This window comes from Synechococcus sp. CC9311 (assembly GCF_000014585.1).
GTDB lineage: Bacteria > Cyanobacteriota > Cyanobacteriia > PCC-6307 > Cyanobiaceae > Synechococcus_C.
In genome coordinates this window covers 2395968-2410659 of sequence record NC_008319.1, presented here as the reverse complement: position 1 = coordinate 2410659, position 14692 = coordinate 2395968, and the positions used below count along the sequence as shown (strand labels likewise).

At 56.4% G+C, this 14692-nt stretch carries 14 protein-coding genes; 11 read left to right on the top strand and 3 right to left on the bottom strand.

Annotated features, from left to right (window positions below; translation table 11 throughout):
* Nucleotides 1-34 precede the first annotated feature (34 nt).
* Nucleotides 35-1519, top strand: coding sequence for an Asp-tRNA(Asn)/Glu-tRNA(Gln) amidotransferase subunit GatB (gatB, locus tag SYNC_RS12595; protein WP_011620631.1), 1485 nt, complete (start codon nucleotides 35-37; stop codon nucleotides 1517-1519).
* Here gatB and SYNC_RS14065 read toward each other — a convergent pair.
* Both SYNC_RS14065 and coaE read right to left on the bottom strand, forming a co-directional pair.
* Entirely contained in the window at nucleotides 1509-2111 is a 603-nt protein-coding gene (locus SYNC_RS14065) for a hypothetical protein (RefSeq protein ID WP_237699231.1), read from the bottom strand. The genes gatB and SYNC_RS14065 overlap by 11 nt on opposite strands.
* Before the next feature lie 197 nt (nucleotides 2112-2308).
* The gene (coaE, locus tag SYNC_RS12585) at nucleotides 2309-2950 is read right to left on the bottom strand and encodes a dephospho-CoA kinase (protein WP_049750367.1); all 642 of its coding nucleotides are present in this window, start codon (nucleotides 2948-2950) and stop codon (nucleotides 2309-2311) included.
* Nucleotides 2951-3046: 96 nt separating this feature from the next.
* On the opposite strand from coaE, the gene argJ reads away from it, so the two are divergent.
* The 4 genes from argJ to SYNC_RS12565 are packed head-to-tail and all read left to right on the top strand — an operon-like array spanning nucleotide 3047 to nucleotide 7063.
* Nucleotides 3047-4282 (top strand): bifunctional glutamate N-acetyltransferase/amino-acid acetyltransferase ArgJ, encoded by a 1236-nt coding sequence (argJ, locus tag SYNC_RS12580; protein ID WP_011620628.1) that lies wholly within the window; start codon nucleotides 3047-3049, stop codon nucleotides 4280-4282.
* Between the two features lie 47 nt (nucleotides 4283-4329).
* Nucleotides 4330-5001 carry a hypothetical protein gene (locus SYNC_RS12575; protein ID WP_011620627.1) on the top strand — a complete coding sequence of 224 codons (672 nt, stop codon included), beginning with the start codon at nucleotides 4330-4332 and terminating at the stop codon, nucleotides 4999-5001.
* Nucleotides 5002-5060: 59 nt separating this feature from the next.
* Nucleotides 5061-5378 carry a hypothetical protein gene (locus tag SYNC_RS12570; protein ID WP_011620626.1) on the top strand — a complete coding sequence of 106 codons (318 nt, stop codon included), beginning with the start codon at nucleotides 5061-5063 and terminating at the stop codon, nucleotides 5376-5378.
* A complete protein-coding gene (locus SYNC_RS12565; RefSeq protein ID WP_011620625.1) occupies nucleotides 5375-7063 on the top strand; it encodes an AarF/ABC1/UbiB kinase family protein in 1689 nt (562 codons plus the stop codon). Before SYNC_RS12570 ends, SYNC_RS12565 begins: the two co-directional genes overlap by 4 nt.
* Before the next feature lie 436 nt (nucleotides 7064-7499).
* Here SYNC_RS12565 and eno read toward each other — a convergent pair whose 3' ends face one another.
* Complete coding sequence (gene eno, locus SYNC_RS12560; protein WP_011620624.1) at nucleotides 7500-8792, bottom strand: phosphopyruvate hydratase; 1293 nt, start codon at nucleotides 8790-8792, stop codon at nucleotides 7500-7502.
* Nucleotides 8793-8891: 99 nt separating this feature from the next.
* Here eno and gloA point away from each other — a divergent pair, with 99 nt between their 5' ends.
* The 6 genes from gloA (at nucleotide 8892) to rplA (ending at nucleotide 14497) form a co-directional block, all read left to right on the top strand.
* The gene (gloA, locus tag SYNC_RS12555; RefSeq protein WP_041427141.1) at nucleotides 8892-9293 is read left to right on the top strand and encodes a lactoylglutathione lyase; all 402 of its coding nucleotides are present in this window, start codon (nucleotides 8892-8894) and stop codon (nucleotides 9291-9293) included.
* 15 nt (nucleotides 9294-9308) lie between these two features.
* Nucleotides 9309-12137, top strand: coding sequence for an ATP-dependent Clp protease ATP-binding subunit (locus tag SYNC_RS12550; RefSeq protein WP_011620622.1), 2829 nt, complete (start codon nucleotides 9309-9311; stop codon nucleotides 12135-12137).
* Nucleotides 12138-12219: 82 nt separating this feature from the next.
* Entirely contained in the window at nucleotides 12220-12459 is a 240-nt protein-coding gene (gene secE / locus SYNC_RS12545; protein ID WP_011620621.1) for a preprotein translocase subunit SecE, read from the top strand.
* Between the two features lie 51 nt (nucleotides 12460-12510).
* Nucleotides 12511-13179: a transcription termination/antitermination protein NusG gene (nusG, locus tag SYNC_RS12540; RefSeq protein WP_041426776.1), complete on the top strand. Its 669-nt coding sequence runs from the start codon at nucleotides 12511-12513 to the stop codon at nucleotides 13177-13179.
* A gap of 108 nt (nucleotides 13180-13287) precedes the next feature.
* A complete protein-coding gene (rplK, locus tag SYNC_RS12535; protein ID WP_011620619.1) occupies nucleotides 13288-13713 on the top strand; it encodes a 50S ribosomal protein L11 in 426 nt (141 codons plus the stop codon).
* 76 nt (nucleotides 13714-13789) lie between these two features.
* Nucleotides 13790-14497 (top strand): 50S ribosomal protein L1, encoded by a 708-nt coding sequence (rplA, locus tag SYNC_RS12530; protein WP_011620618.1) that lies wholly within the window; start codon nucleotides 13790-13792, stop codon nucleotides 14495-14497.
* Nucleotides 14498-14692: the final 195 nt, after the last annotated feature.

Genomic DNA, 14692 nt, shown 5'->3' with positions numbered 1-14692 from the left:
TAGGATTGGGGTGGTTTGATAACGCTCAAAGCTGATGGCAGCACCTGCAGCAACGGAATTGGCTTGGGAGGCCGTGATCGGTCTTGAGACCCATGTGCAGTTGGGTACCAACAGCAAGATTTTTACTTCCGCATCCACTGCTTACGGGGATGACCCCAATACCCATATCGATCCCGTGGTGTGTGGTCTTCCTGGGACGCTTCCAGTGTTGAATCAAAAAGTGCTCGAGTACGCCGTTAAGGCTTCGATGGGACTGAACCTAAATATTGCTGAGAACTGCAAATTCGATCGCAAGCAATATTTCTATCCAGACCTCCCTAAGAACTATCAAATCACTCAATACGATCAACCTATTGCAGAAGAAGGTTGGATCGAGGTGGAAGTTGCAGAGAAAGGGAAAGACACCTATCTGAAAAAGATCGGAATCGAGCGCCTGCATATGGAGGAGGATGCCGGCAAGTTGGTGCACGCCGGAAGTGATCGCCTGGCGGGCTCTACGCATTCGTTGGTGGACTACAACCGAGCGGGTGTGGCTTTAGCCGAGATTGTGAGCAAGCCCGATTTGCGCAGCGGCCGGGAAGCGGCTGAATATGCCTCTGAGATCCGTCGGATCATGCGCTATTTGGGTGTGAGCGATGGAAATATGCAGGAGGGCTCCCTGCGCTGCGATGTCAATATCTCCGTGCGTCGAGGGCCTGATGCACCCTTCGGCACGAAGGTGGAGATCAAGAACATGAATTCGTTTTCTGCCATCCAGAAGGCCTGCGATTACGAGATTCAGCGTCAGATCAAGGCCTACGAAACCGGAGAGCCGATCGTTCAGGAAACGCGCCTCTGGGACGAGAGCAAACAGCTCACCAAGAGCATGCGAAGCAAAGAGGGAGCAAGCGATTACCGCTATTTCCCCGATCCGGATCTTGGCCCGATTGAGGTGAGCGTTGCTCAGCGAGAAGCTTGGAGGAGTGAATTGCCTGAGCTGCCATCGGCCAAGCGTCATCGTTATGCCGATGCTCTTGGGCTATCGCAGTACGACGCGCGTGTGCTGACGGACGAACGTTCAATGGCGCAGTATTTCGAATCCGTCGTGGCTGACGGGGCAGACGCCAAGCTTTCAGCGAATTGGATTACGGGTGATATTGCGGCTTACGTCAACAGCAATCGCCTGACCTTCGCTGAATTGGCCTTTCGTCCTGAACAGCTCGCGGAGATGGTCAAGCTGATTGATGGCGGCAAGATCAGCGGCAAGATCGCAAAGGAGATTCTCCCCGAGCTTCTGGAAAAGGGTGGTTCTCCTAAGGCGATTGTGGATGAACGTGGACTGGGGATGATCAGTGATCCTGCGGCGATCACCGCGATCGTGGAAGAGCTCTTAGCGGCTCACCCTGATGAGGTAGAGGCATTTCGTGGGGGCAAAAACAAACTGCAGGGCTTCTTTGTTGGCCAGCTGATGAAAAAGACCGGTGGGAAGGCTGATCCAAAACTTGCCAATCAGATTCTCAGCCAAAAGCTCAAGGGATAACGGCTTCTAATTGTTCGCTCTGTAGTAATGCACGGCCATCGGCTGCGACCAGGATCCGCGTTGTCACGGTTGGGTTTTCTCCGGTCTGCTCCCAGCCGGTTGATCCTCCGGGGACGCTGAATTCAAAGCCTTCTGGACCCGCATGGATTAGGCACGGATTGTTGGTTGCACTGGCATACATGCAGCTTCCCGGCCGATAGACCCTCAGTCCGCCGTTTAGCCGGATTGCTGCCCCTCTAGCCAGATTTAGGGCACGCCTTGCCGCGAGGGGTTTGTCGCGTACAAACAGTTTCACGGATTTTGGATCGGGGGTGATCTTGGCGTAAGGGCTGGGGCCGGAGCTGACCTCTGGATCTGAAGGAGGCAGGTTCTGTTTGGCGCCGCTTACTTGCTCGGTGGTTGCAAAGCTTGGGGTTTTCAAAGTGGTGGGCTCGCAGCTCACCTCAGGCGTGCTGAGGTCGACAAGACTTGCTGCTACAGGACGTCGCGTACTCCTTTCGAAGCATTGATATTCAATTGGCTGGCTCTGTGCAGATTGCGTCGTGAGTACCAGCAACGCTGACCATCCCAGTGAGAAAACCAACCGTTTCATGGTCAATTGGTGCTTGGAGACTTTGAAACGTAGTGAGGTTTTTGTGGATTGGTCAAGACATGTGATGTGACAAGGTCCGACTGAGGTGTAAGGCTTGATGTTCATGATTTGTCGGTATTTTGTCTCTCTCTGTGGAGCTTTTTCCTTGGGTTTGGAATATAATTAGCTGCGCTCTGTTTTTGGTTGGGTTGCGCTGATTAATAAAGCGGCGAAGTTTGTTTTAGGAGCTCATTGACCTGTGGCGTCCAGCTCCATGGCACGCCGCCGTTGTTAACGACATAGTCAGCAAGTTCACTTTTGCGATCAATAGGCCATTGGGCTCTGATGCGTTGTTCTGCGTCCTCAAGATTGAGCTGATTGCGCAGCATTAGTCGTTGTCTTTGCTGCATTGGCGTGCAGTACACAACCCAAATCTCCGAACAAAGGTTCTCAAGCTTGGCTTCAAATAGCAGAGGGATCATCAAAGCCACCGGATTCTCCTCAGCGTGCTTCTGAAGCTCCCGATCGAAACGTTCTCGCACGAAAGGGTGCACTTGACTTTCTAGCCAGGTCCGTTCTTGTGGATCGCTGAACACGATGGAGCCGAGTGCCGCACGGTCCAGGCCTTCACCGAGCTCGCTCTGTACTTTTACGCCGTAGCGCTCTAGCACCGCACTAGCCGCCGGAGTCCCCGGAGCCAAAGCTTCATGGGCATAGAGATCTGCATCCAGAACGGCAATGCCCTGTTGTTCTAGAAAACGTCCCACGCTGGTTTTGCCACTAGCGATCCCACCGGTTAGGCCGATGCGCCGTTGCAGTCCTTGCCAACGGTTGTCTCCACTCAAGGGATAGGGCTTCATCCCTAGAAAGTATGACCTTGCAGACTTTCTCTGAGCCGGGCGGTGCCGTCGTAAAAACGTAGAACGAGCGGCACGGTTGGCCTTGCATCCTGATCAATGACGCAATCTGTGATCTGGTCTCCAATTTCTGGAGGAATCACTACTCCCACTGGCTTCAAAGCGGCGGGCTTAAGCGCTGGCCTCAAGCCATCCAGAAAACCTGACCTCTCCCTTTTGCTGGCACCAGAAGGAGCTTTGTGTGCTGGCACCTTCACAACATCTGTGGTCCGCGCCGCCTGCGTGGATCTTTGTGCGGATCGTCTGCAGGTGGCTTCTGGTCGCGTTCGTGCTGTGGTGACCAATTCCGGGCAGGCCAACGCTTGTACGGGCGATCGGGGTCTGGTCGACAGCCTCCGTATCACCCAAGCAGTTGCTGATCGTTTGGGCTGCTCCCAGGACGAAGTCTTGATTTGCTCCACCGGGGTGATCGGTGTACCGATCGCAATGGATCCTCTTCTTGCCGCTGTGGACTCTCTGGTGAGTGCTTTATCTCCGGAGGGTGGCGCTGCAGCTGCTCAGGCCATCCTGACCACGGATTTAGTGGAGAAGCAGGTTGCATTTGAGGCGGATCTCGGTGGGCGAAGGGTGCGGATAGGTGGGATGGCGAAGGGGTCCGGGATGATTCACCCAAACATGGCCACGATGCTTGGTTATCTCACCTGTGATGCCGCTGTTCCCTGTGACCTGTGGCAGGAGATAGTGCGCCGTGCCGTGGATCGTTCGTTTAATTCCATCACCGTGGATGGCGACACCAGCACCAATGACACCTTCTTGGCATTTGCGGCAGGTGATCTGCTGCCAGCAAATCAGTTCGCTGAACTGGAGGAGGGGGTGACGTTGGTCGCCCAGTATTTGGCGCGCTCGATTGCTCGGGATGGGGAGGGGGCCACCTGCCTGATAGAAGTCCAGGTGGAGGGCACTGATTCAGAGGCTGAGGCTCGAAAGATCGCGCGCACGATTTGTGGGTCGTCGTTGGTTAAAACTGCAGTTCATGGAAGGGATCCCAATTGGGGACGGATCGTGGCGGCAGCTGGTCGTGCTGGTGTTCCATTTTCTGCCGATGCGGTGGCTCTTTGGATTGGCCCCCATCAGCTGATGTCAGCAGGTCAGCCACTGCTTTTCGACCGTGCGGCAGCGTCGGCGTATCTCAGTGAACGCGCTTGTAGTCGTTATCTCGTGGATGACACGGTTCAGATTCGTCTGTCTCTTGGTGATGGTGCAGGTCAGGGAATCGCCTGGGGATGTGATCTTTCCGACCAGTACGTTCGCATCAATGCCGACTACACCACCTGAGGTCTGGACAGCGCTGCGAGGATGGTTGAGCTGAGGAGGACCTGTAAATGCCCGCTGAGACCAATGCCTCCACGTTGAAGCCCAAGCGTCCGACTCGTCCGCGCTTCTGGGTTGGCCCGTTGGTTGCAGGGGCGTGCTTCGCGCTCGGCTATGGCATCACACAGCGCATTGTTTTGATTCGATCTGGCTTGGAGCAATCAGATCCTCAGTCTTTTAGAGCACGGGCCTTCCCAGGGGAAAGCCTTGAGGGCCTACGGCTGCGCTATGGAGAGACCGGCTCTCTTGAGGCTGATGTTGCAGCCAAAGAATTGATTGATGCGAAAGCGTCTAAACAGGCCAACGAGCTGAAGCAAGCCAAGCTCGCTAAGGAATTGGAGCAGCGCAAAGCCAAAGAGGAAGCAGAGCGCATCGCTGCGGCAGCAATTGAGCGTGATCGCAGTCAGCAAGCCGCCGTGAATGCACCCCGTCCGATTGAGGACATTCCAACGCTGAATGAATCGACTGTGTTTGGAGCCGAAGCTCCCGCTGAGTTGCTGGACTCAGAGCTGCCTTTGGATGCACCCAATGCATTGCCGACAGAGGTCCCTGAGTTGGCCCAGCCGACCGACGCTCCAGAGCAGATTGAAGCTCCAGTCATGGTGGAGTCCGTCGTTGCCGAACCCGAACGGGCTGAGCCTGAACTTTTCGTGACTCCGGTGGATGCGCCTCCTGCTCCTTGAGCGAACGTCGCTGATCGGGGGCTGAATCTGCCACAGTTTGAAGGTTGAGACGAATGGCCATGACCTCCCGAGATGCTCTGCTCAGAGCGGCGATGCATCGTGTGCTCGCTCGGATGGGTCACGGCGTGGCCGATGCTGCTGCTGGATTTGCTGTGCTTGTACAAGACGCACCCGATCGCGTGCGCCAGGAATGGGACTTGTTTCAGGAAGAGGTGAAGGCGGAAGCAGAGAGGCTTGAGCGAGAAGGAGGTGGACGGGGCGTGGATGAGGAGTCATCTCCTGCTTCAGCCGTTGAAGAGGAGAGCTTGCAAACCAAGATTGATCAGGTGCGAGCCAGGGTCGCTGAACTGGGGATTCGCATAGAGGAGCGGTCGTGATCCTGTTCAGTCGCTTGAAGGCCCTGCTGCGTAGAGCATTCCGGGGACTCCGTATTTGGCGTGCTGTTCTGACCTTGCTGTTGTTCCTGTGGTGGGATGCCAGAGCTTTTAGCTATCCGGGCGGTTCAACTCCGGAGCGTCGTGCAGCTCGCCAGCAATTGCGTGCACGGTGGCTGACGCAGGAGCTGCTTCACCTTGGATCAGCGTTCATCAAGCTTGGCCAGTTGTTGTCGGCTCGGCCTGATGTCTTGCCAGCAGGTTGGGTTTCTGAATTGGCGGCACTGCAGGACCGTGTTCCCTCCTTTTCCTTTGACCGTGCCCAGTCTGTTCTTGAAGAGGAGCTTGGTGCCCGCTGTGCAGAAATCATTGACTTAGACGAGCAACCGATCGCAGCGGCTTCCTTGGCCCAGGTGCATCGCGCGAGTCTTCGCAGTGGTCGCCAGGTGGTGCTCAAGATTCAGCGCCCCGGATTGGAGAGTGTGTTTCGGCTGGATCTTGAAGTGATGCAGCAGGTGGCCTCTGTGCTTCAACGTCATCCCAAATGGGGACGTGGGCGTGATTGGGTGGCAATGGCGCAGGAATGCAGACGAGTGTTGCTCCGAGAGCTTGATTTTCGTCTTGAAGCACAGAACGCAGCCAGGTTTCGACAGCAGTTCCTGGATGATTCGAACATCCGCGTGCCTGGGGTGATCTGGGAGCTCAGCACCAGGCGTGTGCTGTGTCTCGACTATTTACCAGGGATCAAAATCAACGATCGTGCGGCTCTTCAAGAGGCTGGTATTGATCCCTCCAAAGTGGCGGAGATCGGCTCGGCTAGCTACCTGCAGCAGCTCGTGCGTTATGGCTTTTTTCATGCCGATCCCCATCCAGGAAATTTGGCGGTGGCGACCGATGGAGCGCTCATTTACTACGACTTCGGGATGATGGGACAACTCTCCGAGCGCTTACGCAGGCGTTTGGGGGGGATGGTGAGAGCTGCCGCGGCGAGGGATGCTGCGGCTCTTGTTGATGAGATGCAAGCGGCTGGAGTGATCGCCAAGGGTGTTGATGTGGGGCCGGTGCGCCGCTTAGTGCGTCTCATGCTGAAGGAGGCGCTGACTCCGCCGTTCAGTAGCTCCGTGATTGAAAAACTATCGGGCGATCTTTATGAGTTGGTGTATGGGCAGCCGTTCCGCTTGCCAGTAGAGCTGATCTTTGTGATGCGTGCTCTTTCTACCTTTGAAGGGGTGGGTAAAAGTCTTGACCCCGGCTTTAGCCTTGTGGCGATTGCTAAGCCCTATCTGCTGCCGCTCATGACTTCCAGTGGATCTGGCTCCAATGATCTTTTGAATGAATTTGGGCGTCAGGTTGGAGCCCTGAGCTCAAGGGCTGTAGGCATTCCTCGTCGGTTGGATGAAAGCCTGGAGCGGCTGGAACAAGGGGATCTGCAACTCCAGATCCGCATGGGTGAATCAGACCGTCAGTTCCGGAGAATGGTGACGGCGCAGCATTCGATCGGTCAGTCGGTGTTGCTTGGCGGCCTTGCGGTGGCAGCGGCCTTGATGGGTGCCAGCTCTAGACCCCTCTGGGCATTGCTCCCCCTCGGTGCGGCTCTTCCGGTTGGGATGGGCTGGTTGAAGCTGCAAGGGAAACTTCGCCGGGATGGACGGATTGAGAATTTGTCAGGAACTGATCGTTCGTCCTGAAGAATATTCTTTTCTTTTAGGGCGAATGATTTGAGTTTGCCCCGTAAGACTCTGTTGGCGAATATTTGAGCTTGTTTGTCTCTGAGCGGTCGTTCTTGAGCGTGCTGGTGGCTCCCAGGTTTTACGCGTTGGCATCATCAATGCAGTCCCATTCCTTCTTCAGCCTGTAATGCCAGGTCGACTCGTGATTGCTTTTGTTTTTCACTGTGACAGCTGAATCAAGGCGGGAATAGCGGTTAAATTCACTGTCTCTGACGTGATCGAACTCACCGCTATCTGTTGAAAATTGAAGTCGCTAAATGTTTCTTAAGTCGTTGGTCTGTACCTTGTCTGCAGTCCCTCCATCGAGGTGCGCAAAGCTCTCGTGGGCCAGCCGCGCAAGCAGTGACCCTGTGATCAGCTGGAGTCCCGTGACAGGGAAAAGGGGTGGTTTGCGTTAGTCGCGACCCCGTGGTCCCTGGCCGGTTGCTCCGGCATACACCGCTTGATCGCCAAGCTCGTCCTCAATCCGCAGAAGCTGGTTGTATTTAGCGACACGCTCGCTGCGGCTTAGCGAGCCAGTTTTGATCTGGCCAGCGCGAGTGGCGACGGCTAAATCAGCAATGGTTGTGTCTTCAGTTTCTCCGCTTCGGTGGCTAATCACGCTGGTGTAACCAGACCGACCGGCTAGGTCGATGGCTTGAAGCGTTTCGGTCAGTGAGCCGATTTGATTCACTTTGATCAGGATCGAATTGGCGGTATTGGCATCAATCCCGCGTTGCAGGCGCTTGGTATTGGTGACAAACAGGTCATCTCCAACCAGCTGTACGCGTTTGCCGAGGCGCTCGGTGAGTAGGGCCCAACCCTCCCAGTCGTCTTCTGCTAATCCGTCTTCAATCGAAATGATCGGGAAACGATTCACGAGTTGCTCCAGCTGGTCCACCATCTCGGCACTGGAATAACTGCCCCCACTGAAGGCGTAGCGGCCATCGCTATAAAACTCGGTGCTCGCGACGTCGAGCGCAAGCGAAATTTGCTCACCTGGCTTGTAACCAGCTTTTTCGATGGCCTGGACCAGCACTTCTCCGGCTTCTTCATTACCGAGATCAGGAGCGAAGCCGCCCTCATCACCCACCGAGGTGCTCATACCTCGTTCGCTGAGCAAGTTCTTCAGGGTGTGGAACACTTCCGTGCCCATCCGCAGCGCTTCTCTGAAATTGGGAGCGCCGTGCGGAACAAGCATGAATTCTTGGAAATCCAAGTTGTTGGCGGCATGGGCGCCCCCATTGATCACATTCATCAAAGGCACTGGAAGGAGCGTTGCCATCGGTCCTCCCAGATAGCGATAGAGAGGCAGGCCTAGCCCGTTGGCAGCGGCGCGAGCCGTTGCCATGCTCACGGCGAGGATGGCATTGGCGCCTAGGCCGGATTTGTTGTCGCTGCCGTCAAGTTCGAGCATGGCTGCATCCACGCTGCCCTGATCGAGAGCCGACAGACCGCAGAGCGCGGGCGCAATTCGCTCTTCGATGTGATCCACGGCCTTGGTCACGCCCTTACCCATATAGCGGTCGCCACCGTCCCTGAGCTCATGGGCTTCATGGGCGCCAGTGCTGGCTCCACTGGGAACAATTGCGCGGCCACTGGCACCGCCTTCCAGCAAGACCTCTGCTTCCACCGTGGGGTTTCCACGGGAATCCAAGACCTCCCTGGCCACGATGGTGTCGATGACGAGATCGAGAGAATCGAGCACGGGCGGTGGAGACAAGACTGAACAGATCCTATGGAACGCCCCCTGCCACGTCTGTTTGTGTTTTGGCAGCATGAGGAAAGAACAGGTGGAATCAGCAACATGCGCATGCTTCACACCATGCTCAGAGTGGGCGATTTGGAGCGATCAATCCGCTTCTACACCGAGGTCTTGGGTATGCAACTGCTGCGTCGTAAGGATTACCCCTCCGGTCGCTTCACGCTTGCGTTTGTGGGATATGGGGATGAGCGCGACAACACCGTTCTTGAGCTGACCCACAACTGGGACACCGCGGAATATGCCCTTGGTGATGGTTATGGCCACATTGCTCTTGGTCTCGATGACATCTATTCGGCTTGCACTGCGATTGCAGAAAAGGGAGGGCGGGTTGTCCGTGAGCCTGGTCCGATGAAACATGGCAACACCGTGATTGCTTTCGTTGACGATCCAGATGGCTACAAGGTGGAACTCATTCAGGTTTCCTCCCGATCAGACGCGGCCTAATTACGCCTCACCCCAATGACTTCCACCTCCCGCACCAGCTTTGAGCCTGTAAGCAGCCTGACGTCAGAGCCTGATCGCTTCAGTGACGACGCTTGGGAGCTGTTGCTGTCTGGGCAAGATGTGGCCCGTCGTTGGCGTCATCAGGATCTCGATGTTGAGCATCTTTTACAGGTGCTCTTTAGCGACGAGCGCTATCGGCGTGTTGCTGGAGCCTTGCCACTGCCGATTGACCGGCTGCTTGATCAACTCGAAGGCTTTCTGGCTGAGCAGCCCATGGCTCGCGGCGAGGATCTGTTCGTGGGAGAGGATCTCGAATCCTTGTTGGAGGAGGCGGATCGGGTGCGCTCACTCTGGGGCTCCCGCTTGATCGATGTGTCCCATCTCTTGATCGCGATGGGGCGCGACCCTCGCGTCGGTGCAGAGTTGTTTGCTCAATTTGGACTGCCCGCCGATCTGCTTGAAGCAGAGCTGACCCGTGCTCCCGATCGCTCACCTTCGAGCGTGGTCGCGCCTCCTTCACCAAGGCCTCGATCTCCCTCAGCCTCCGCTGTTCCTGCGCCAATGCCAACCGCGCAGCAACCTCCAGCGCAGCAGCCTCCAGCGCAGCAGCCTCAAGTTCAGCAGCCTTCAGTTCAGTTTCAGCAAGGTCAAACGGTTGCATCCCTTCAGCAGCAGGGCGAGGGGATGGAGCGCTCTGTTGAGCTGATCAGCGAGCCGACTGCGTTGGAGAGCTACGGTCGCGACCTCACGGCTGCTGCGGCCGCTGGACTGCTTGATCCAGTGATCGGGAGGGACGGCGAGATTCGCAGCTTGATCAAAGTGCTGTCGCGACGCGGCAAAAACAACCCTGTTTTGATTGGTGCGCCTGGCGTGGGTAAGACCGCGGTCGCAGAGCTCCTGGCGCAACGGATCGTTGCTGGTGAGGTGCCCGAGTCTCTGCAGGGCTTGCGGCTTGTTGCCCTCGATGGTGGTGCCTTGATCGCTGGAGCCAAGTTCCGCGGTCAGTTCGAGGAACGTCTTCGTGCCGTTCTCGATGAGGTGAGCGATCCGGAAGCGGCCGTTGTGCTGTTCATTGATGAACTTCACACCGTGGTGAACAGCGATCGATCCAGTGCTGATGCGGCCAGTTTGCTGAAACCAGCCCTGGCACGAGGGGAGTTGCGTTGTATTGCCGCCACCACTCCAGAGGACTATCGCCGCACCGTGGAAAAGGATCCGGCTTTAAACAGGCGCTTTCAGAAGGTGCCGATTCAGGAGCCATCGATTGAACTCAGTGTGGAGATCCTCCGTGGATTGAAGGAGCGATATGAGTTGCATCACGGGGTGACCATCACCGATGAGGCGGTGATGGCGGCAGCAAGGTTGGCGGATCGCTACATCAGTGATCGGTGTTTGCCGGATAAGGCGATCGATTTGATCGATGAAGCTGCCGCTCAGTTGAAAATGGACGTGACGTCCAAGCCTCAGGTGGTGGAGGATGCAGAGGCTGATCTACGCCGAGTGGAGCTAGCGGTTCTCGCTGCGGAGCAGGCGCCGGAAGGAGAACGGGTTCAGCTCCAGCGCAATCGTCTTGAGGCGTCTGACCGGCTGAGTCAGCTCCGGGAGCGTTGGCAGGCGGAACGAGAGCAGCTGGAGGAGTTGCGTCAGTTGTTACAGGAAGATGAAGACCTTCGCCATGCGATTGCCGAAGCAGAACGGGACGGAAATTTGGAAGAGGCCGCCCGTCTTCAGTACGACCAGTTGCACCGCGTACAGCAACGCCGCGCTGATCTTGAACAGTCGCTGAATGAGGCACAGGAGGAAGGGTCTGCCCTGTTGCGAGAACAGGTGGAAGCGGCTGATATTGCGGATGTGGTGGCCCGTTGGACTGGGATTCCGATCCAGCGCCTTCTTGCTGGTGAGCGTCAAAAGCTGTTGGAACTTGAGCAGCGTCTGGATGAACGGGTGATTGGCCAGCCAGAAGCGGTCCAGGCTGTGGCAGCGGCCATTCGTCGTGCCCGTGCTGGCATGAAAGATCCACGCCGTCCGGTGGGTTCATTCTTGTTTTTAGGGCCAACAGGTGTGGGTAAGACCGAGTTGGCAAAAGCGCTTGGGGCTCTGTTGTTCGACGAGGACGAGGCACTCGTTCGTCTCGACATGAGTGAGTTCATGGAGCGCAATGCGGTGGCGCGCTTGCTTGGTGCGCCTCCGGGGTATGTGGGCTACGAGGAGGGCGGCCAACTCACCGAGGCTGTTCGGCGTCGCCCCTATGCGCTGTTGCTTCTGGATGAGGTGGAGAAAGCTCATCCGGATGTGTTCAACGTGCTGCTCCAAGTTCTTGACGATGGACGTCTCACCGACTCGCAGGGCAGGACCGTTGACTTCCGCCACACCGTGGTGGTGATGACCAGCAATCTGGCCAGTAGAGCCATTCTCGATTCGGCCCGACAAGCGCAATCGGGTGATGAGGCCGGTGCCGCTCAGGCGCTCAATACCGCCGTGGACGATGCGTTGGCCCACCATTTCAGACCAGAATTTTTGAATCGGATCGATGAAGTGGTTCGCTTCCGTCCCCTTGGTGTGGAAGACCTGGAAAGGATTGTGCGTTTGCAGCTTGCCGATTTAGCGCACTTGCTCTCTGAACAAGGACTTGAACTGCGTGTGGATGATGCGGTGGCGCATGATCTGGCGACCTTGGGCTATGAACCCGAATATGGCGCCAGACCATTGCGTCGAGTCCTGCGCCGGCGCGTTGAAAATCCGCTGGCGACCGAATTGCTTGAAGAGCGGTTTAAGGGGGCTCAGGCGGTTCGGGTGTATTCAGGCGTCACCTCGTCAGAACCGTTTCGATTCGAGGCTGAATGATGTGTTGATAAGCGTCCAGTAGGATGCTTGTTTGCCGTCACGTGCCCAAGGCACCGGCGTCAGTTCCGGCATCGCAAGATTCGTGACCAGCCCTACTTCCGAGGACACCGAAACAGTTTCCCCACAAACACCGGCTGAAACAGGCCGGAGGGGTGGTTTTTTGGCTGCCACTTTCGAAGAGCTGAAGCTGGTGGTCTGGCCCAGTCGCCAGCAACTGTTCAGTGAATCAGTGGCTGTGATCTTGATGGTGAGCCTCTCGGCCGCTGCCATTTCAGCCCTCAGCCGTTTTTACGGTTGGGCCGCCTCTCAGGTGTTCCGTTGATCTGTTGCTCTTACAACAGATCGCATTTGTCCCAATTGTTCGTCCGCATCCGTGTCTGACCTCGATACCACCCAGCAGGAGAGCACCGAGGTGCTTGATCTGCCAGCACCCAATGAGGGAGAGGTCGGCACGCTTGAGTCGATGCCTGCACGCACATCTGTCGCCCGTTGGTACGCGGTGCAGGTGGCCTCAAGCTGTGAGAAAAAGGTGAAGGCCACCCTTGAGCAGCGCGCCGTCACGCTTGGGGTCAGTAATCGCATTCTTGAGATCGAAATTCCTGAGACGCCGGCGGTCAAAGTCAAAAAAGACGGCAGTCGTCAATCAACCGAGGAGAAGGTGTTCCCGGGTTACGTGCTGGTCAGGATGGTCCTGGACGAAGACACAATGATGGCGGTGAGAAGCACGCCAAACGTCATCAATTTTGTTGGTGCAGAAGACCGTCGTGCCACGGGTAAGGCCCGTGGCCATATCAAGCCCCGTCCCCTGAGTCGTCAGGAGGTGGATCGTATTTTCAAGCGCGCAGCCGAGAAGAAGACCGTTGTCAAAGTCGATCTCGCAGAGGGCGATCAAATCTTGGTGACCGCCGGTCCTTTCAAAGACTTCCAAGGCGAGGTGATTGAGGTGTCTGGAGAACGCAGCAAGCTCAAAGCGTTGTTGTCGATCTTCGGTCGAGAAACTCCGGTCGAACTTGAGTTCTCTCAGATCAGTAAACAGAACTGATTGATTCGGCGGCCGTCTCCTGCGGAGGACGGCCTTAGAGATGGTCCGCCATTTCGCCGTACCGCCCCCCGGGGTTGGTGATCCGCAGATGTTTAACTCCGCTTGCCGATGGCCAAGAAAGTCGTAGCTGTGATCAAGCTGGCCCTTCAGGCCGGCAAAGCCAACCCCGCACCACCGGTGGGCCCTGCCCTCGGTCAGCATGGGGTCAACATCATGGCGTTCTGCAAGGAGTACAACGCTCGTACCCAGGACAAGGCCGGATACGTGATACCGGTTGAGATTTCGGTTTTTGAAGACCGCAGTTTCACCTTCATTACGAAAACCCCGCCTGCCTCGGTTCTGATTACCAAGGCCGCTGGAATTCAAAAGGGTTCCGGTGAGTCCGCAAAGGGCAGTGTTGGCTCCATCAATCGCTCCCAGCTTGAGGAGATCGCCAAGACCAAGCTTCCCGACCTCAACTGCACCAGTGTTGAGTCGGCGATGCGCGTCATTGAAGGTACCGCCCGCAACATGGGTGTTGCCATTAGCGACTGAACGCTCTGCGTTCATTGTTTGTTCCGTTCACTGATTTCGGGGGAGGCCTCAGCGTCGCTTGAACCCCATACCTGTCATGCCAAAACTTTCCAAACGCCTGGCCAGCCTCGTTACCAAAATCGAGGACCGTGCCTATCAGCCTCTTGAAGCCATTCAGTTGGTGAAAGAGAACGCCACAGCCAAATTCGACGAAACGATGGAGGCGCATGTGCGCCTTGGTATCGATCCCAAATACACCGACCAGCAGCTGCGTACAACGGTGGCTCTCCCTCAGGGAACGGGGCAAACCGTTCGTATCGCGGTGATTACCCGCGGTGAAAAAGTTGCTGAGGCCAAGGCCGCCGGCGCTGAACTTTCGGGTGATGAGGACCTTGTGGAGGCCATCTCCAAGGGCGAAATGAATTTCGACCTTCTCATTGCGACCCCAGACATGATGCCGAAGGTTGCCAAGTTGGGCCGTGTTCTTGGTCCACGTGGCTTGATGCCTAATCCAAAAGCGGGAACGGTTACCACCGACCTGGCGTCTGCGATTCAAGAATTCAAGGCAGGCAAGCTTGAATTTCGTGCAGACCGCACCGGAATCGTGCATGTTCGCTTCGGTAAAGCGAGTTTTACTGCTGAGGCCTTGCTGGAAAACCTCAAGACTTTGCAGGAAACCATCGATCGCAACAAGCCCAGTGGCGCTAAAGGTCGTTACTGGAAAAGCCTGTATGTCACATCCACGATGGGACCTTCTGTCGAAGTTGATATCGCTTTGCTGCAGGACATCGAGCAGGAAGGCTGAACACAGTGATGTAAATTTGTGGACTGGCTATTGCCAGTCCACGGGCACGCGCCCGGCCTAAGACAGCAGGTTGTTCCATCTCAACGGCGTTGAGCATGTTTCATAAGTCCTGCCGAGGAAAATGCGACGATTTTTTCCCATTGGGTTGGATCGACACGCGGCCTCGTCTCCCTCGGGAGCCCCGAAACGCCCGCG